The 20,156-nt window shown below is 31.6% G+C and carries 15 protein-coding genes and 1 pseudogene; 12 read left to right on the top strand and 4 right to left on the bottom strand.

Going from position 1 to position 20,156, the window contains the following annotated elements; genetic code table 11:
- Positions 1-228 precede the first annotated feature (228 nt).
- The gene (locus BB045_RS02030) at positions 229-546 is read right to left on the bottom strand and encodes a hypothetical protein (protein ID WP_053025155.1); all 318 of its coding nucleotides are present in this window, start codon (positions 544-546) and stop codon (positions 229-231) included.
- An 86-nt stretch (positions 547-632) separates the two neighbouring features.
- On the opposite strand from BB045_RS02030, the gene BB045_RS02025 reads away from it, so the two are divergent.
- The 10 genes and pseudogenes from BB045_RS02025 (at position 633) to ccpA (ending at position 13,688) form a co-directional block, all read left to right on the top strand.
- Positions 633-1,712: a M42 family metallopeptidase gene (locus BB045_RS02025; protein WP_070440096.1), complete on the top strand. Its 1,080-nt coding sequence runs from the start codon at positions 633-635 to the stop codon at positions 1,710-1,712.
- 5 nt (positions 1,713-1,717) lie between these two features.
- On the top strand, positions 1,718-2,029 hold the full coding sequence (locus tag BB045_RS02020) for a thioredoxin family protein (protein WP_053025153.1): 312 nt from the start codon (positions 1,718-1,720) through the stop codon (positions 2,027-2,029).
- Between the two features lie 111 nt (positions 2,030-2,140).
- Complete coding sequence (locus BB045_RS02015) at positions 2,141-2,998, top strand: DUF1444 domain-containing protein (RefSeq protein WP_053025152.1); 858 nt, start codon at positions 2,141-2,143, stop codon at positions 2,996-2,998.
- Positions 2,999-3,019: 21 nt separating this feature from the next.
- Positions 3,020-3,616 carry a YtpR family tRNA-binding protein gene (gene ytpR / locus BB045_RS02010; RefSeq protein WP_075140440.1) on the top strand — a complete coding sequence of 199 codons (597 nt, stop codon included), beginning with the start codon at positions 3,020-3,022 and terminating at the stop codon, positions 3,614-3,616.
- A gap of 2,024 nt (positions 3,617-5,640) precedes the next feature.
- A pseudogene (locus tag BB045_RS12570) lies at positions 5,641-7,530 on the top strand (DNA translocase FtsK); the annotation flags it as partial.
- Positions 7,531-7,550: 20 nt separating this feature from the next.
- Complete coding sequence (murC, locus tag BB045_RS02000; protein ID WP_070860935.1) at positions 7,551-8,864, top strand: UDP-N-acetylmuramate--L-alanine ligase; 1,314 nt, start codon at positions 7,551-7,553, stop codon at positions 8,862-8,864.
- Between the two features lie 81 nt (positions 8,865-8,945).
- Entirely contained in the window at positions 8,946-9,452 is a 507-nt protein-coding gene (locus BB045_RS01995) for a DUF948 domain-containing protein (protein ID WP_053025148.1), read from the top strand.
- Between the two features lie 71 nt (positions 9,453-9,523).
- Positions 9,524-11,002, top strand: coding sequence for a Maebl (locus BB045_RS01990; RefSeq protein WP_245151290.1), 1,479 nt, complete (start codon positions 9,524-9,526; stop codon positions 11,000-11,002).
- A 282-nt stretch (positions 11,003-11,284) separates the two neighbouring features.
- Positions 11,285-12,376 (top strand): bifunctional 3-deoxy-7-phosphoheptulonate synthase/chorismate mutase, encoded by a 1,092-nt coding sequence (locus BB045_RS01985; protein ID WP_053025147.1) that lies wholly within the window; start codon positions 11,285-11,287, stop codon positions 12,374-12,376.
- A gap of 319 nt (positions 12,377-12,695) precedes the next feature.
- Positions 12,696-13,688, top strand: a complete 993-nt coding sequence (gene ccpA, locus BB045_RS01980) for a catabolite control protein A (RefSeq protein ID WP_070860936.1) — start codon at positions 12,696-12,698, stop codon at positions 13,686-13,688.
- A 146-nt stretch (positions 13,689-13,834) separates the two neighbouring features.
- On the opposite strand, the gene BB045_RS01975 is transcribed toward ccpA, so the two are convergent.
- Positions 13,835-14,992, bottom strand: a complete 1,158-nt coding sequence (locus BB045_RS01975) for an acetoin utilization protein AcuC (protein WP_053025145.1) — start codon at positions 14,990-14,992, stop codon at positions 13,835-13,837.
- Between the two features lie 34 nt (positions 14,993-15,026).
- Entirely contained in the window at positions 15,027-15,659 is a 633-nt protein-coding gene (locus tag BB045_RS01970; protein ID WP_053025144.1) for a GNAT family N-acetyltransferase, read from the bottom strand.
- 164 nt (positions 15,660-15,823) lie between these two features.
- Between BB045_RS01970 and acsA the strand changes: the two genes are divergently transcribed.
- The gene (gene acsA / locus BB045_RS01965; protein WP_070443003.1) at positions 15,824-17,533 is read left to right on the top strand and encodes an acetate--CoA ligase; all 1,710 of its coding nucleotides are present in this window, start codon (positions 15,824-15,826) and stop codon (positions 17,531-17,533) included.
- Positions 17,534-17,866: 333 nt separating this feature from the next.
- Positions 17,867-19,534 (top strand): formate--tetrahydrofolate ligase, encoded by a 1,668-nt coding sequence (locus tag BB045_RS01960; protein WP_070443002.1) that lies wholly within the window; start codon positions 17,867-17,869, stop codon positions 19,532-19,534.
- 112 nt (positions 19,535-19,646) lie between these two features.
- Here BB045_RS01960 and BB045_RS01955 read toward each other — a convergent pair.
- Positions 19,647-20,156, bottom strand: a 510-nt coding sequence (locus BB045_RS01955; RefSeq protein ID WP_142236918.1) for a transposase, incomplete at its 5' end; no start/stop codon positions are given.

Genomic DNA, 20,156 nt, shown 5'->3' with positions numbered 1-20,156 from the left:
CACTTCATCTGAAAAATTTAGATTTTTATCTTTAATTCTTAATGTATTTAATATAGACTTACACATAGGCGCATTACCTTTCTTTTTTATTTTGTTTGGTAGCTAATAATTATAGAGGTAATTGCGCCATTTTTGTATTCAAACATAAAAATTGGACTGATGATTTTTAGTCATCAGTCCAATTTATTATAGAGCCTTTAATTCCAACTCCTCTTACCATTTACTTTATTATAATTCTATAATATTAATGATTTCTCCCGATTTAGCATCCGCATAAAATATATATTCAACTTGCTGATTATTCTTACTTTGAGTTATGCCACCTTGAAAGATTAATCTGTTTGGATATAAATTGTCATCTACATACGGCTCATGAAGAATAAATGAACCTTTAATATTCATAAAATAAGATTTGGCTTCTTTCAGAACATTACTAGGATTTTGGATTTTATTATTTTCTCTAAGAAAATAGATAAATATAATAGTAGCAACACTTGTAAGTAAAGCAACTGAAATTGAGATGTATTTGTAAGTTTGACGTGTCATAATCTTTACCTCTCTATTAATAGTTCTTATCATTAGTGTACCATATTCAAAATGATATAATACATTTAAGGAGTGTGTTAGTTAAGATGGACAAGAAAAAAACATTAGAGCGAATTAAAGCTTTAAGTGAATTACATGGTGCGCCAGGTTTTGAAGAAGACGTACGAAATTATATGAAAAAAGAAATGGCACCATATGTTGATGAATTTATTGTAAATCATATGGGTGGTTTCTATGGAGTCAAAAAATCTAAAAAAGCTAATGCCAAGAGGGTAATGATAGCTGCACATATGGATGAGATTGGATTTATGATTACAAATATAACAACAAATGGTATGTTACAGTTTACCAATCTTGGAGGAGTAGCAAATGATATATGGCAGGGTCAACGCCTTCAAGTTAAAAACAGAAAAGGAGACATTATTGTAGGGATTGTTTCTAATATACCTAAACACTTTAGAACTGGAAATGAAGCGGTACCTGAAATCAAAGATTTATTGTTAGATATAGGTGCAAGTTCTGATAAAGAAGTAAGGGAATTAGGTATTCAAATAGGAGATACAATAGTTCCAAATACTGAATTGACGCAGTTATCTGAATATCGATATAGTGCAAAAGCATGGGATAATCGATATGGTTGTGTCATTGCAATTGAAATACTAGAATTGTTGAGTGATGTAGAATTGGATGTCGATTTATATGTTGGTGCTAACGTTCAAGAAGAAGTAGGATTACGTGGTGCTAAGCCAGCTGCTGAATTAATTCAGCCTGACGTTGCTTTGGTTGTAGATTGTTCACCTGCGAATGATATTAAAGGTGTAAATCAATTATCAGGTGAATTAGGAGGTGGAACATTAATCCGTATTAAAGACGGCACTATGATTCTACAACCAGAATTTAGAGATTATCTAATTAAGTTAGCTGAAGACAATCATATAAAATATCAATACTACATATCTCCGGGCGGTACAGATGGTGGAGAAATACACAAAGCTAATATTGGTATTCCAACTGCAGTAATTGGTGTTTGTGCTAGATATATTCATAGTACGAATGCAGTTTTTGATATTAGAGATTACTATTCTGCAAGACAGCTACTTGAACAAGTTATATTAAATTTAAATATAGAACAAATTAACAAATTACAATTCCAAGATAAGGAGTAGATTAAATGATAAAATTAGAATCTGAATCTCAATTTAATTCACTTAAGAAAGAAAACACAGTATTTGAATTTACAGCAGGTTGGTGCCCTGACTGTCGTATTATTGAACCTGATTTACCTCGATTAGAAGAGAAGTATAAACATTTTAATTTTGTTTCAGTTGATAGAGATGAATTTATAGATTTAGCTATTAAAAATGATATTATGGGTATCCCAAGCTTTTTAGTGTATAAAAATGATGAATTAGTAGGTAGTTATATTGGAAAAGAACGAAAATCTATTGAACAAATTGATGAATTCTTGAGTAAATATGTTTAATTAAAAAGTAATTTAAAAAATAGAAGAATTTAAACTCTAACTTATTTTTTCTGTAATTGACTACAAATTTATTGTAAAATAGCATAAGGTGTGAATATAGGAGTGTTAAACATGAATGTTTTTCAAATAAGAGATAAATTAAAACAACGTTTAGCGCATCTAAATGTTGATTTTAAATTTGATCGCGAAGAGGAAACATTACGTATATATAGACAAGACAATTATAAAGGTGTAACAATCAAGTTAAACGCTATTGTCGCTAAATATGAAGTCCAAAAAGAGAAAATAATAGATGAAATTGTTTATTATGTCGAAGAAGCAATCGCTCAAATGGATGATGAAAGCATTGAAAAAATGACTAACATCCAGATTATGCCTGTCATACGTGCTACAAGCTTTGATAAAAAAACAAAAGAAGGACATCGTTTTATCATTGAAAAGCATACAGCTGAAACCAATATTTATTACGCACTTGATTTAGGTAAATCTTACCGACTAATTGATGAAAGTATGTTGGAGTCACTTGGTTTAACTGAACAACAAGTTAAAGAAATGTCATTATTCAACATACGTAAACTCAAAAATGAATATAAAACAGATGAAGTTAAAGGAAACATTTTCTATTTTGTAAATTCAAATGATGGGTACGATGCTAGTCGTATCTTGAATACGAAATTTTTAGATGATATCTATCAACAGTGTCAAGGTGAAATGTTAGTAGCTGTTCCACATCAAGATGTCTTAATTATTGCTGATATACGTAATAAAACTGGTTATGATGTGATGGCTCATTTGACAATGGAATTCTTCACTAAGGGATTAGTTCCAATCACATCATTATCATTTGGTTATGAAAAAGGACATTTTGAACCTATATTCATTTTGGGTAAAAATAATAAACAAAAGCGAGATCCAAATATTATTCAACGATTAGAAGCAAATCGTAAAAGATTTAACAATAAAAATTAATTGATATAGAGGAGATTTCAAATGAATTTATTTTACAATAAAGATGGAGTAGGGGATGTAGCTTTTCTACAAATAGAACCTACTGATGGACCGTTTGAATTTAAAAAACAAGGCGATATTGTTGAAATTAGTAAAGAAGGAACAATAGTCGGTTTCAATATATTTGAATTTTCAAGATATAACAAAATAAGTGGAAACGGACATATTAAATTAACTTCTGAACTAGTGGATGCGCTTCAGAAAGCCATAAATAAATCAGGATTAGACTACCAATTAAATGCAGATCTATCTCCTAAGTTTGTAGTTGGATATGTTGAAACTAAAGAAAAACACCCAGATGCTGATAAATTAAGTGTTTTAAAAGTAAATGTTGGTAATGAGCATTTACAAATCGTATGTGGTGCACCAAATGTTGAGGCAGGCCAAAAGGTGGTTGTCGCAAAAGTAGGAGCAGTAATGCCAAGTGGTATGTTTATTAAAGATGCTGAATTACGTGGTGTAGCTTCCAGTGGAATGATTTGTTCTATGAAAGAATTAAATTTACCAAATGCACCTCAAGAAAAAGGTATAATGGTATTAAGTAATGACTATGAAATTGGTCAAGCATTTTTCGATTAATATAGGAAGGAAGTGAATTTATGAGTTGGTTTGATGATTTATTTAGTAATAAAGAGAATTCTGATGAAGAATTGCTCAGACGCAAAAGTAAACGTCGCAATGGCGATCTAACTCAAAATAAAGATGATTCATTACTTCCTGAAAACAACGATATATATGATCGTCCAAGAGGTAAGTTTCGTTTCCCTATCGATGTGGGTCAAGACGAGAATTATGAAGAAGCAATTTATCGTGACAGTAATGATGATATATATAGTTATAGACCACATTCTACTAATGTCCATAGTTCATATGATTCATTTGATTACGATGGTCATACAAATCAATCTAATAATTATGCTAAGTATGATAGTTCAGAAGATTCAAGAAGACGACGTAGAAGAAATCATATAAATCAAGATGATACTGGTATACCTTCTATTAAATCAAGAAGGCCTAAGTCATTAAATAAATATACTGATACACGTGATACACAACGCTTTAACAAACATCAAAACAATTACTCTAGTACCAATGTTTCAAATTATTCAAAACTTAATTCTAATCACCAATCTAGAGTTAAGTTACAATCAGAAAGATTTAAATCAAACTATCATTTAAGTTCTGAACCTATATATCACCGTTCAAGTTTTAAAACATCGAAAGTACCATCTGCTATTTTTGGAACTAAAAAGCGTAGACCCATCGAAAATGGTGTAATACCACCTGTTAAAGATGATGAAGATTCAAAAGAGTCTACAACAAAATATAGTTCAAGCACAGTTGAACATGTTTCCCATGAAAGTAATCATGGTATAGCAGACAATTCAAATAAGGAAGATACTAAACGTTCCTCACAAATAGATTCATCAATTAACAATGAAAATGAATCGACAATAGAATCAAGTTCTAATACCTCTAATTATAATGAGCGTACTCCAAATTATTCAAAACGTGATAACACGGTGAATATTGAAAATATTTATGCATCTCAGATTGTAGAGGAAATTAGAAAAGAAAGAGAGCGTAAAGTTCAACAAAAGCGTAAATTTAAAGAAGCCTTACAAAATAAACGACAACAAACTGATGAAGAAGATAGTATACAAAGAGCAATCGATGAAATGTATGCTAAGCAAGCAGAACAATATACTGGTGAAAGTTCACTTAATCAAGGTGACAATGTAAGCAATAAATCGAATGAAGATGAAATCGATGAAAGCAAGCATAGTTATTATAGTAATAACAAATCATTAGCAGATGAGCACAATGGGCTAGTTCAAAATCAAACTGATGAACAAACTAATAGTGGTAATGTTGATAATCAAAAAGAAGTTTCAAATGAATCTCATGAACCCTACAATTATGAAGAAATTGATTTAAATCAAGTTTCTAGCGTCCAACAAGTTAGTCAGGATGATGTACAAGTTAAAGATGTATTAGAAGAACAATCATTAAAAATTAACAATAATAAAGTGGAAAGTTATTCAAATGAAAAATTTGATGAATACTTAGAGGACACCAATAGTCATGAAGAAATGCTTCATGATGATGATTTACATGATCAAGTCATGGATGATGGAGAAAATGAAGGTATTAGTAATAAATCAACTGCTGAAAACAATGATGAAAAAATAGACGATGCTAATTATAGAGAGATTAATGAATCAGAATCACTTATGCAAGATAAAACGAATGATTTATCATTTAATGATGAAGTGAATAACTCTGAAGATCAACAAAATCCATCTGAAAATAATATCAATAATGCTGTTCGAAATGCTGTTTCTTCAGATATAGAATATGCAACTAATGAAGATGAAGAAAATGATGAAAGATTGGCACAAGATACGAATAAAGAAAATCAAAAGTTATCACAAACAGAAGATATACAAAATGAGTCTTTTAATAACGAAGATGTATTATTAACGTCTAATACAACAGATGATTCAGAACATCTTGAAAAAGATAGTTTAAGTGAAGATAAAAAACCTGAACCATCATCTAATAAAACTAATAAAATACCTCAAAAAATGTTAATCAAGCCTGGTAGTAAACCATTTAATGTTGTAATGACACCTTCTGATAAGAAGCGTATAATGGATGCTAAAAAAAATTCAGTTTCAAGAAACAAAGTTAATGTGCCTGAATTAAAACCTGAAACAAAAAAAGAAGCACAAGATGAGAAAATGAATGCAGAATTCGACAATCATTTAAATGAATCACAATTAAATTCTGACGAATCATCTGATTTTAATTTGGCATCTCTTGAATACAATGAAAGTTCCGAACATTCAGTTGAAAAAGACAATTTTATTAATGACGAAAACACAAGAGAAAATGAACATCAAGATGTTGATAATAGTCAAAACAATGATATACCTAAAGGAAATCAATTTGGAAAAGTTCAAAATTCAAATAATCAAAATGATAATAAACAAGATATTAATGAGTTTGTTTCTAAAGAGGATTATTCCGATGATACTTCAAAAAAGAATTATAAAGATGGAAATGACGCTAATCATAAGGCTCCTATAAGAAGAGGACCTAATATTAAGTTGCCAAGCTTTGATCTATTAGAAGATCATGAAGAACATGAAATAGATGAATCATGGATTGAAGAGAAAAAACAAGAATTAAATGACGCTTTTTATTATTTTAATGTACCTGCTGAAGTTCAAAATGTTACAGAAGGACCAAGTGTAACTCGTTTTGAATTGGCGGTAGAAAAGGGTGTCAAAGTTTCAAGAATTACAGCTTTACAAGATGATATTAAAATGGCTCTAGCTGCTAAAGATATTCGAATTGAAGCACCAATTCCTGGAACAAGTTTAGTTGGTATTGAAGTACCGAATTTAAATCCTACGAAAGTCAATTTAAAATCTATTTTAGAGAGTCCAAAATTTAAAAATGCCGAGTCTAAATTAACAGTAGCAATGGGTAATCGAATCAATAATGAACCATTATTGATGGACATAGCTAAAACACCTCACGCATTAATTGCAGGGGCGACTGGTTCAGGTAAATCTGTGTGTATCAATAGTATTTTAATGTCATTACTTTATAAAAATCATCCTGAAGAATTAAGATTATTACTTATTGACCCTAAGATGGTAGAACTTGCACCATATAACGATTTACCACATCTAGTTTCACCAGTTATTACTGATGTAAAGGCAGCTACACAAAGTTTAAAATGGGCAGTAGATGAAATGGAAAAACGTTACAAATTATTTGCGCAATTCCACGTAAGAAATATTACTGCTTTCAATAAAAAAGCACCATATGAGCAAAGAATGCCAAAAATTGTTATTGTTATTGATGAGTTAGCTGATTTAATGATGATGGCACCTCAAGAAGTAGAACAATCAATTGCTCGAATAGCTCAAAAGGCTCGTGCATGTGGTATACACATGTTAGTTGCAACACAACGACCTTCTGTGAATGTCATCACTGGTTTAATAAAAGCTAACATACCTACACGTATTGCATTTATGGTATCTTCAAGCGTTGACTCAAGAACGATTTTAGATAGTGGCGGTGCAGAACGCTTGTTAGGATATGGGGATATGCTTTATTTAGGTAGCGGAATGAATAAACCAATTCGTGTCCAAGGTACTTTTGTTTCGGATGATGAGATTGATGATGTAGTTGATTTCATTAAAGATCAAAGAGAACCTGACTATTTATTCGAAGAGAAGGAATTACTTAAAAAGAATCAAACACAAGCTCAAGATGAATTATTTGATGATGTGTGTGAATTTATGGTTAAAGAAGGACATATATCTACTTCATTAATTCAAAGACATTTCCAAATTGGTTATAACCGTGCAGCTCGAATTGTAGACCAACTTGAACAATTAGATTATATTTCAGGTGCAAATGGTTCTAAACCTAGAGATGTATTCATTACTGAAGCAGATTTAAAGAAAGATTAATTTAAAGGAGTTTTATGTATATGACGCATTATCATTTTGTTGGTATTAAAGGCGCTGGAATGAGTTCGTTAGCACAGATCATGCATGATCTTGGTCATGAGGTGCAAGGGTCTGATATTGAAAAATATGTATTTACAGAAGTAGCATTGAAAAATAAAGGAATTAAAATACTACCATTCAATGCAGATAATATTGAAAAAGGGATGGTAGTAATACAAGGTAATGCGTTTCCAGATACTCATGAAGAAATTGTTAAAGCGCATGATTTAAAATTAGATGTTATTCGCTATCATGACTTCTTAGGTCACGTAATTGATCAATATACATCTGTTGCAGTTACTGGTGCTCACGGAAAAACATCAACAACTGGTTTATTATCACATGTTATGAATGGTGATAAAAAAACATCATTCTTGATTGGTGATGGAACTGGTATGGGATTACCTGCGAGCGATTATTTTGCATTTGAAGCATGTGAATATCGTCGACATTTCCTAAGTTATCATCCAGATTATGCAATTATGACAAATATTGACTTTGATCATCCTGATTACTTCAAAGATATTGATGATGTAGCAAGTGCTTTCCAAAGCATGGCGCACAATGTCAAAAAAGCAATTATTGCTTGGGGTGACGATGATCATCTAAGACAACTTAAAGCCAATGTTCCAATTTATTACTATGGATTAAATAAAAATGATGATATTTACGCAGATAACATTCAAATCACGGATAAAGGCACTCAATTTGATGTTTATGTTAATGGTGAATATTATGATCAATTTTTATCACCTCAGTACGGTGATCATAATATCCAAAATGCATTAGCTGTTATCGCAATTAGTTACCTAGAAAAGATGGACGTTAACAACATTAAAGAAGCATTTGAAACATTTGGTGGTGTAAAACGTCGTTTTAATGAAACAAATGTTTCTAATCAAGTATTAGTAGACGATTATGCTCACCATCCAAGAGAAATTAGTGCTACAATTGAAACAGCACGTAAAAAATATCCAAATAAAGATATTGTGGCAGTTTTCCAACCACATACTTTCTCAAGAACACAAGCCTTCTTAGATGAATTTGCAACATCATTAAGTAAAGCGGACCATGTTTATTTATGTGAAATATTTGGTTCCATTCGTGAAAATACTGGCGATTTAACGATTCAAGATTTGATAAATCGTATTGACGGATCTGCGCTTATTGAAGAAAATAATATTGACGTATTAGATCAATTTGATAATGCAGTCATCTTATTCATGGGTGCAGGTGACATTCAAAAGTTACAACGTGCATATGAAGAACATGTCGGCATGACAAATGAATTTTAATATGTTTATATATAATTATGTTGGGTATTTATAATTAATAGCTTTTATTTAAAAGTAAATGGTAATTAGGAGGCGTTTTTAATGGATTGGATTTTACCAATTGCTGGAATTATCGCTGCGATTGCATTCTTAGTATTATGTATTGGAATCGTTGTTGTTTTAATTTCAGTTAAAAAGAATTTAGATCACGTTGCTAAAACACTTGATGGTGTTGAAGGCCAAGTTCAAGGTATTACTCGTGAAACAACTGATTTACTTCACAAAGCTAATCGCTTAACTGAAGATATTCAAGGAAAAGTTGAACGTTTAAACTCTGTTGTCGATGGTGTTAAAGGCATCGGTGATTCAGTTCAAAACTTAAATGGTTCAGTTGATCGTGTAACTAACTCAATTACACATAATATTTCTCAAAATGAAGATAAAATTTCTCAAGTAGTTCAATGGTCAAATGTTGCAATGGAAATTGCTGACAAATGGCAAAATAGACACTACCGTAGAGGAAGTGCAAACTACAGAAACACATCTGTAGGTAATGATGTAAATCATTCTAACGAAAATTACACTACTAACGTTGAGAAAAACTTTTAATATGATTCAATCAAATGCACTTAAATGAGGTTTTTACTTATTTAAGTGCTTTTCTTATAGGAGGAGTTAATATGAGCAAGAAATATAATCGTGACGCATTTGAAGTTACAAATTCTGGTAATGATTTACACGGAAAAGGTGCTAATCAACAAGATAGTGCTACACAGTCAAATGCGACAAAACATTACAACAGAGATGAATTTGAAAAAAATAATTTTGGTCATGATTTACATGATAATGGACCAAACCAAAAAAATGGTAAATCTAGACAAGGTTCAAATACAGAACATTATAATAGAGACGAGTTTGTGACTAACAACACTGGTAAAGATTTACACGGACAAGGTGAAAATCAAAATTCTAATAATTATGATGTATCAAATTCTCAATATAGTCACAACAAGTTCAGTTCTCATCCTTCACGTAAGGACTTTGTAATTAGTTTTATTACAGGTGCTTTAATCGGTTCAGCTGTTGGGTTATTTTATAAAAATAAAGCTGAAGAAAAAATTGATAGTGCGAAGACTAAAGAAAAAGAATTGAGAAATCGTTACCAAAATATTAAGCAACAAACTGAAAGTAATATCGAAAATGTTAAACAAAAAATTGATGACTTTAAAAACAGAGACAATTCAGAAGTTAGCAATGATGAACTTGTAGCTCAACAAAATGCAATCAAAGCTGAAACGTCGAATAATTTAGCAGATCAATCACCACAAGCACAAGAAATACAAGATGCTAAAGCTGAAGCTAAAAAAGATTCAAAATCAAAAGAAATTAGTGCTACAGAATTAGCTGCACAACAAAATGCAATCAAAGCTGAAACGTCGAATAATTTAGCAGATCAATCACCACAAGCGCAAGAAATACAAGATGCTAAAGCTGAAGCTAAAAAAGATTCAAAATCAAAAGAAATTAGTGCTACAGAATTAGCTGCACAACAAAATGCAATCAAAGTTGAAACGTCAGATGATTTATCAGACCAATCACCTCAAGCACAAGAAATACAAGAAGCTAAAGCTGAAACAGAGAAAGAAGAAAATGAAACTAAAGAGGTTAGTGCTACTGAATTAACAGCACAACAAAATGCAGTAAAAGTTGAATCATCAAATAATAATTTATCAGATCCTTCAATTAAGGATGATGCTAGCCATAATAAAAATGTTACTGCGAAAAATCTAGCATCAGCTGCTAAAACAAAAAAAAGTAAATTAGATAATGACTCAAACGTAGCCAATAAAACAAAAAATTTATTAGAAGAGCCTTCTGTTGCTAAATCAAAAGGTATTTATACTGTTCCTAATTTAGTTACAAAAGAAGACAAAACAATTAACACCAATGAAGACCAAGTAAAAAATAATCAAGCTCACGCTACTTCTAAATTTGAAAATGGTGTTATCACACACGATACAAAATCAAACAATGAAAAATCAAAAGGGAATAGCAAGCAATCACAAAACGAACCAAAAGTTAAAAATAAAACACCTAAACAACAACAAAGAGTTGAAAAAGCTAAAAGTAAAATAGATAAACGTACTTTTAATGATTAATGAAACTTTAACTTATTGATTAAGTTATTATTCATTCATTAAATGGAGCGGATTCAGAAATCTATATATATTAGATTTTTGATTCGCTCCATTTTTTATATCGAAAATGATTAATTAAAAATTCCACAATAGTAATTAGATAATTCATAAATTTTAGAAAATTTTTAGACTTCTAAGGTTGAACTATTATTTTTAAATTGTTAGAATATTATCTAACTAATATTATTTTATCGCTTTAAAGTAATATAATTAATTAAGTAACTTTTATTGAGGTGAGTAGTAATGTCAACGAAATTAGAACAATACAGAGAAGAAATTGTTTCGATTAATAATCAAATTTTAGAATTATTATCTAAACGTGGTGAGTTAGCTCAAAAGATTGGTGAAGAAAAAATAAAACAGGGCACAAAAGTTTATGATCCACAGCGCGAAAAGGAAATGATTAATGAATTAATGGATCGTAACCAAGGACCTTTTAATGATAATGTTATTAAGCAATTATTCAAAGAAATCTTCAAAGCGTCAACTGACTTGCAAAAATCTGAGAATGAAAAACATCTTTATGTATCACGTAAATTAAAACCTGAAGATACAATTGTTAAATTTGACAACGGTGGCATTATTGGCGATGGGAATAAATCATTTGTATTTGGACCTTGTTCTGTAGAATCTCAAGAACAGGTAGATGCAGTCGCAAAAGATTTGCAAGCTAGGGGTGAGAAATTCATTCGTGGTGGCGCATTTAAACCTCGTACATCGCCTTATGATTTCCAAGGTTTAGGCGTTGAAGGGCTTAAAATTTTAAAAAATGTTAAAGATAAATTCGGTCTTAATGTTGTTAGTGAAATTGTAAATCCTGCTGATTTTGAAGTTGCTGATGAATACCTAGATGTATTTCAAATTGGCGCGCGTAACATGCAAAACTTTGAATTACTGAAAGAAGCTGGCAGAACTGATAAACCTATCCTATTAAAAAGAGGATTGTCTGCGACTATAGAGGAATTTACCTTTGCAGCCGAGTATATTGCTTCACAAGGAAATAAAAATATTATCCTGTGTGAACGTGGTATCCGTACTTATGAAAAAGCAACACGTAATACTCTAGATATATCTGCTGTTCCAATTTTAAAACAAGGAACGCATTTACCTGTAATGGTAGATGTAACGCATAGCACAGGACGCAAAGATATTATGTTACCAACTGCAAAAGCTGCTTTAGCTGTTGGCGCAGATGGTGTAATGGCAGAAGTTCATCCAGACCCATCTGTTGCACTAAGTGATAGTGGTCAACAAATGGATTTAAATGAATTTGATCAATTTTACAATGAATTGAAACCATTAGCTGAATTATATAATTCAAAAAAATTAAAATAATAAGTTCACTTAATTAGATAATTGATATACATGAGCTATTCGTTTTACTGAATTATAAGTATGTTTTATAATACTAATTCTGGTAATAATGAATAGCTCTTTAAATTGTCAAACTTTAGCTATTCTATTTATTAATCAACGATTTCATTTTTATTGAATAATATGGCAAATCACTCTTTGTAATTAAAATAATATAAAATTTGACATAAATGTGAAATTATTAACAATAGGTTTGAATGAAAGCGATTTTGTGGTAAACTTTGAAAATGAAATGAAAACACGTTATAATAACAAATAAAACGCTTACAAGGAGGAAGTTATGACAGTAACTATATATGATGTTGCTAGAGAGGCCCGAGTATCTATGGCAACCGTTTCACGAGTAGTGAATGGTAATCAAAATGTTAAACCTGAAACTAGAAAAAAAGTTAATGAGGTAATCAAAAGATTAAATTATCGACCAAACGCTGTTGCAAGAGGACTAGCTAGTAAACGAACAACAACAGTAGGCGTTATCATTCCTGACATATCCAATATCTATTATTCTCAATTAGCTCGTGGTATTGAGGATATAGCAACAATGTACAAATATCATTCTATAATTTCTAACTCAGATAATGATTCTGAAAAAGAAAAAGAAATATTTAATAATTTATTAAGTAAACAAGTGGATGGTATTATCTTTTTAGGTGGAACGATTTCTGATGAAATTAAAGATTTAATTAATCAATCATCTGTTCCAGTCGTCGTATCAGGTACGAATGGAAAAGATGACAATATCGCTTCTGTTAATATTGATTTCAAAACTGCAGCAATGGAAATTACTGGGCAGCTAATTCAATCAGGTGCTAAAGAATTTGCATTAGTAAGCGGTGATTACTCTAAAAAAGCTCAAGAAGATGTATTTAATGGTCTTAAAGAAGTAGTGGATCGTCATCAATTAAAATTAAATGAAACTGTGCAATTCTCTGGATCTGAAAGTTATAAAGACGGTATTAAAGTATTCGAGGATTTGAAAGGGGATTTACCTGATGCTATTTTATCAATAAGTGATGAACAGGCAATAGGTATTATGCATAGTGCATTAGATGCTGGTATTAGAGTACCAGAAGATTTACAAATTGTTAGTTTCAACAATACACGATTAGTAGAGATGGTAAGACCAAAACTATCTAGTGTTATTCAACCATTATATGATATCGGTGCTGTAGGCATGCGTCTATTAACAAAATATATGAACGAAGAAGAAATTGAAGAACCTAATGTTATTTTACCTCACCGTATTGAGTATAGAGGTACAACCAAAGACTAGTAGTAAAAAAATAATTTATTATTAATAGTTACAATTTTAACACATATCAACTGACAAACTGAGAAGATATGTTATAAACTTTCCAATTATAATTGTTTTAAGGGAGCGGTATGATGATTTTAAAATTAAATCATCATACCGCTCCCTTAGTGTGTATACCAATGAACGATTCTACTTGCTCGTTCGTTGTTTTTCTGTGAGATTTCATATGATCTGGGTATTGTTTGATAGTCGCGATAATCTTCTGTCCAATGTTTAGGTAGGTTTACTGGTGAGTACGCACGCCATTTTTTAATCCATTGTTCTGGTAAAGGTCCTTCTTGAATGGGTTTATTAATTAATGCTAAAAATATATGGCTCCACGCTCTTGGGACTACTTGCCAAATATTATAACCTCCACCACCAAACATTAAAACTTTTCCATCTGTATATTTGTGCGCTAATTTATTAATTATATATGGAATTTCGTATAAAGTTTCTAATGAACAACTCATGTGTGTTAAAGGATCTAAGTAATGAATATCCACACCATGTACACTAAGTAGGATATCAGGTTTATAAGCCTTAATAACACTTGTCACGGATTCTTTAAAGACTTTTAAATAATTATCATGTTCAGTATAAGGTTCTAACGGTAAATTTACTGTATAACCATAACCCAAATCTTCGCCACGTTCAGTGTAATGTCCTGAACCTGGAAATAAAAATTTCCCTGTTTCATGGATGGAATAACACATGATCGTATTATCAGTATAAAGGCTCCATTGAGTCCCATCACCATGATGCGCATCTGTATCAATGACCATCACACGTTGCTTATATTTAGTAGCAAGATATTTTGCTGTAATGGCAACATCATTATAAATGCAAAATCCATTGGCACGTCCAGGTAAACTATGATGTAATCCGCCACCTAAGTGACAACCATTTAATATATTTTCATTCATTATTTCATCTGCCAAATTAAGTGCACCACCAACAATCCTTGCGCTATGCTTGTGCATATGTTGAAATTGGAATGTATCATCTGTATTTAATCCATATTTATTAGCCTCCGATGGACTTAAAATTCCATGAGACGCATGTTTAATTGCTTGTATATAATCATATTTATGAATTAAAGCCAATTCCTCTTCAGTAGCTATTCTAGGATTAATGATTTGATCAACCTTCAACAATTTCATCATTTGGAGTAATTCTGTAGTTAATTTTAATCGCATTTGATTAAAAGGGTGGTTATCATTAAAACGATATTTTAATAGTTCATCTGAATAGACATAACCCGTTTTTAAATTATTTTGCATAAATATCATACCCCTTAAATTTTTAACAGAAATCTTAAAATAAAAATCGATTCTTATAACGTAAATCATCAAAAGACTGTTGCTGGTCTAATGTAATTCTGTTACCAATTCTCGCCATTAAACAATTAGCTGGATGACTGGTAATTTCTGGATCATCAGTAGCAAATACTTCTAATCCACCTTTAGACATTAATTTTTGCATCATTTTTTTATATTCAAAAACATCTAATTTAGCTGATTTCAAATCCCAATGCCAATAATACTCAGTTGTCAAAACAATATAGTCTTCAAACTCATCTTGAGAAAGACTTAATGAAATAAGCTCACCACCTATATGAAACTGTCTAAAATCACTATGCACTTCTATAGCACCTAACTCAATTAAATAGGGTAGTTGTCCTTCAGCCCATCTTTCAAATTCATCGGGATAGTGATATGTTACATACCCTATGACATGTTTGTTTTCTCGAGCAATATATATACGACCTTCAGGTAATTGCGTAATTTCTTTCAAAGCGTCAAATTGATCTTTTGCCGGTCTAAAGGCATTTAACGACTCATCGAAAGAAAGCGTTTTCAAATAATTACATGAAACAGGGCCTTCAATAATGAAATGCTTATTGGTAATTGTTAGGTGCTTGGTTACGTTTGTTTTAATGTGTTTCATTCATCTCACTCCCAATACGAACTACTATTATAGTTATTTTATATTTATTTAGAAAAATAAACAAATTAAATTGTAATAATTATCTAAAAATTTTGAATAACACAAAAAGTAATGTATAATACTTTTTAAAGAAAGCGATTTCATTAAATGAGGGGGATTTTATAATGAAAGTAGAAGTATTTGAAAGCGAGCAAGGTAATTATAATTTACAAGATTATGAAAAGACATATCAGGACTTTGATTGGGATGAAGTGAAAAAAGCTTTCTCATGGAATGAAACAGGAAAAATAAACATGGCTTACGAGTGTATTGATCGTCATGTTGATAATGGTAAAGGCGATAAAATTGCACTTAATTATAGAGATGAAAAACGTAAAGAACAATATAGTTTTAAAGAATTAAAAGTGCTATCAAATAAGGCTGCCAACGTTTTAGTAGATAAAGCGAATGTTCAAAAAGGGGATCGCGTATTTATCTTTATGCCAAGAACGCCTGAACTATATTTTGCCTTTCTTGGTATTCTAAAAATTGGTGCTATCGTTGGTCCATTATTTGAAGCTTTTATGGAAAAAGCGGTAACTGATAGATTAGAAAATAGTGAAGCAAAAGTCATTGTTACTACAAATAGTTTACTAGGCAGAATTCCTAAGGATAAATTACCTCACTTAGAAACAATAGTAGTTGTTGACGATGAAGTTGATGAACAATATGTTGATTTCAATAAAGAATTGAATCAAGCAAATGAAGAATTTGATATTGAGTGGTTAAAAGAAGATGATGGTTTAATCTTACACTACACATCAGGTTCTACTGGTCAACCTAAAGGGGTATTACACGTTCAAAAAGCAATGTTACTTCATTATATTTCAGGTAAATATGTATTAGATTTAAAAGAAGGTGACATTTACTGGTGTACAGCTGATCCTGGTTGGGTTACAGGTACATCTTATGGTGTGTTTGCACCTTGGTTAAATGGTGTTACAAATTGCATAGCGGGTGGTCGATTCTCTCCTGAACAATGGTATAGCATGATTGAAACATTTAAAGTAACAATTTGGTATACTGCGCCTACAGCATTAAGAATGTTAATGAGCGCAGGTGATGATGTAGTAGAAAAATATGATTTGTCATCATTACGATCAATTTTATCTGTTGGTGAGCCACTTAACCCTGAAGTTATTAAATGGTCTAAAGATGTATATGATAAACGTGTATTAGATACATGGTGGATGACAGAAACAGGGGGTCATATGATTGTGAATTATCCTGCAGTTGACGTTAAATTAGGTTCAATGGGTAAACCATTACCGGGAATAGAGGCTGCTATTATAGATGACTCAGGTAATGTATTACCACCGAACAGAATGGGGAATTTAGCTATTAAAAAGGGTTGGCCATCTATGATGTATTCAATTTGGAAAAACCCTGAAAAATATAATTCTTATTTTATTGGAGATTGGTACGTTTCAGGTGATTCAGCATATCAAGATGAAGAGGGTTATTTCTGGTTCCAAGGCCGTGTTGATGACGTAATTATGACTGCTGGTGAGCGTGTAGGTCCATTTGAAGTAGAATCGAAATTAGTTGAGCATGAAGCAGTAGCTGAAGCGGGTGTTATCGGTAAACCAGATCCTGTCAGAGGCGAAATTATCAAAGCCTTTATTTCATTACGCCAAGGCTATGAACCTTCAGATGAGCTAAAAGCAGATATTCGTAAATTTGTTAAAGAGGGGCTATCAGGTCATGCAGCACCAAGAGAAATAGAGTTTAAAGATAAATTACCTAAAACACGCTCTGGTAAAATTATGAGACGTGTGTTAAAAGCTTGGGAGCTTAATTTAGATGCAGGCGATTTAAGTACGATGGAAGATTAAACTTTAATGAATGTAACTAAGCTAGGACAATTATTGGTCCTAGCTTTTATAATGTTTATAGTTGACCTAAGTCGAAATAAAGGTTTTTGAATTCATATTATGATGTATTTTTACTTTAAATTTTTAGATTTATAAAATAAATTTATTTAAATTAGCAGATTTATCATAAAATTAAGTTAAATTTTACACAAATCATTGGAAACGCTCTCAAAAATTCGACATCGCTTACATTGTTAGTTATTATTAATATGTAAGATTAAAAGAAACCTTAAGCAACTGATTTGAGGTATTCTTACATAAATCAAATTATAAATAACAAGGGGTTGAAATAAGTTGGCACATTTATCAGATTTAGATATTGCTAATCAATCAGAACTAAAACCTATTGGAGAAATCGCTGAAAAAGCTGGAATCCCAGCAGACGCTTTAGAACAATATGGTCACTATAAAGCTAAGATTGATATCAATCAAATCAAACCAAAAGACAACAAAGGGAAAGTCGTTTTAGTAACTGCAATGAGTCCAACACCAGCCGGTGAAGGTAAATCTACAGTTACTGTTGGATTATCTGATGCGTTCAACGAATTAAAGAAAAATGTAATGGTAGCTTTACGTGAACCAGCATTAGGACCTACATTTGGTATTAAAGGTGGGGCAACTGGTGGAGGTTATGCGCAAGTATTACCAATGGAAGATATTAACTTACACTTCAATGGTGACTTCCACGCGATTACTACTGCAAATAATGCTTTATCTGCATTTATCGATAACCACATCCATCAAGGTAATGAATTAGGCATTGATGTACGTCGTGTTGAATGGAAACGTGTATTAGACATGAACGACCGTGCATTACGTCATGTAAATGTTGGTTTAGGTGGACCTACTAATGGTGTACCTCGTGAAGATGGTTTCAATATTACAGTTGCCTCAGAAGTAATGGCAATCTTATGTTTAGCTCGTAATATTAATGACTTAAAAGAAAAAATTAGCCGTATTACTATTGGTTACACTCGTGATCGTAAACCAGTTACAGTTGCAGACTTAAAAGTTGAAGGCGCATTAGCTATGATTCTTAAAGATGCTATTAAACCTAACTTAGTTCAAACTATTGAAGGTACACCAGCATTAGTTCATGGTGGACCATTCGCTAACATTGCACATGGTTGTAACTCAATTTTAGCTACTGAAACAGCACGTGATCTTGCAGACATCGTTGTAACAGAAGCAGGATTCGGTTCAGACCTTGGTGCTGAAAAATTCATCGACATTAAAGCTAGAGAAGCTGGCTTTGAACCTTCAGCAGTAGTATTAGTTGCAACAGTTCGTGCCCTTAAAATGCATGGTGGCGTAGCTAAAGATGACTTAAAAGAAGAAAATGTTGAAGCAGTTAAAGCTGGTATTGTTAACTTAGAACGTCATGTTAACAACATCCGTAAATTTGGTGTTGAACCAGTTATCGCATTAAATGCATTTATTCATGATACAGATGCTGAAACTGAAGTAGTAAAAGCTTGGGCTAAAGAAAATAACGTTAGAATCGCTTTAACTGAAGTATGGGAAAAAGGCGGTAAAGGTGGCGTTGAATTAGCTAACCAAGTACTTGAAGTTATTGAACAACCAAATGATTTCAAATTCTTATATGATTTAGATCAATCATTAGAAGAAAAAATTGAAACAATCGTTAAAGATATCTATGGTGGTTCTTCAGTTACATTTAGTAAAAAAGCTAAAAAACAACTAAAAGAATTTACTGACAATGGTTGGGGTCAATATCCAATCTGTATGGCTAAAACTCAATATTCATTCAGTGATGATGCAACTGCTTTAGGTGCTCCAACTGATTTTGATATTACTATTAGAGAATTAGAGGCTAAAACAGGTGCAGGATTTATTGTTGCATTAACTGGTGCAATCATGACTATGCCTGGATTACCTAAAAAACCAGCTGCATTAAATATGGACGTTACAGAAGACGGCCATGCAGTAGGCTTATTCTAGTAGACTGAAGTACCGACTATCATAATGTATTATTATGTTACGTTGAAAACTGCTGACAAAGCGTAACTTTGGGCTCTACGTCAAATCGGACTGATGAGTCCAAATATTGAGATTAAGCAACCTTAGGTTGTTTAATCTCTTTTTTTGTTGTTGAGGCAAATAGTCGCGAAGTTATAATAATTCGATTACGCAAATTATCATAATTTCTATAACCAAAAGATACCCTTTTAATGAGTTTGATTTTATTATTAATTCCTTCTAACGGACCATTGGTCAGGTTAGAATATGTCATAGTATTTTCAATGAAAGCTGCTAAGCGTCTTAAAGTTCTAATGACTGGGCGTAATTTAGGACACACATCTGAAAGATGAATAGAAAAGAGTTTATGACTAAATTTCTCTATTTGATTTTCTTTTAATAATCTTCTTAGCTCATGAACGTAGTGATATGTATTAAATAATTCAACATCTACACCTAATAAGTAATTTATAATGCCTTTTTCGGTTTTCCACTCTTTAAATAAATGGACTTTATGATAATTAAATGCTTCTAGCGTTTCAAAAGGTTTAAGAAATAGTTTCCAATAACTTTTATATTTATTATAAAGCGGTCTATTAGAGGT

Origin of the sequence: Staphylococcus sp. MB377 (genome assembly GCF_001922505.1) — a bacterium.
Lineage (GTDB): Bacteria > Bacillota > Bacilli > Staphylococcales > Staphylococcaceae > Staphylococcus > Staphylococcus haemolyticus.
Note: the sequence above shows the minus strand (reverse complement) of the source record. Positions and strands in the feature narration are given on the sequence as shown.

Coding starts and splice junctions, on each gene's coding strand:
- BB045_RS02030 (WP_053025155.1), bottom strand. CDS start 546: ATGACACGTCAAACTTACAAATACATCTCAATTTCAGTTGCTTTACTT.
- BB045_RS02025 (WP_070440096.1), top strand. CDS start 633: ATGGACAAGAAAAAAACATTAGAGCGAATTAAAGCTTTAAGTGAATTA.
- BB045_RS02020 (WP_053025153.1), top strand. CDS start 1,718: ATGATAAAATTAGAATCTGAATCTCAATTTAATTCACTTAAGAAAGAA.
- BB045_RS02015 (WP_053025152.1), top strand. CDS start 2,141: ATGAATGTTTTTCAAATAAGAGATAAATTAAAACAACGTTTAGCGCAT.
- ytpR (WP_075140440.1), top strand. CDS start 3,020: ATGAATTTATTTTACAATAAAGATGGAGTAGGGGATGTAGCTTTTCTA.
- murC (WP_070860935.1), top strand. CDS start 7,551: ATGACGCATTATCATTTTGTTGGTATTAAAGGCGCTGGAATGAGTTCG.
- BB045_RS01995 (WP_053025148.1), top strand. CDS start 8,946: ATGGATTGGATTTTACCAATTGCTGGAATTATCGCTGCGATTGCATTC.
- BB045_RS01990 (WP_245151290.1), top strand. CDS start 9,524: ATGAGCAAGAAATATAATCGTGACGCATTTGAAGTTACAAATTCTGGT.
- BB045_RS01985 (WP_053025147.1), top strand. CDS start 11,285: ATGTCAACGAAATTAGAACAATACAGAGAAGAAATTGTTTCGATTAAT.
- ccpA (WP_070860936.1), top strand. CDS start 12,696: ATGACAGTAACTATATATGATGTTGCTAGAGAGGCCCGAGTATCTATG.
- BB045_RS01975 (WP_053025145.1), bottom strand. CDS start 14,992: ATGCAAAATAATTTAAAAACGGGTTATGTCTATTCAGATGAACTATTA.
- BB045_RS01970 (WP_053025144.1), bottom strand. CDS start 15,659: ATGAAACACATTAAAACAAACGTAACCAAGCACCTAACAATTACCAAT.
- acsA (WP_070443003.1), top strand. CDS start 15,824: ATGAAAGTAGAAGTATTTGAAAGCGAGCAAGGTAATTATAATTTACAA.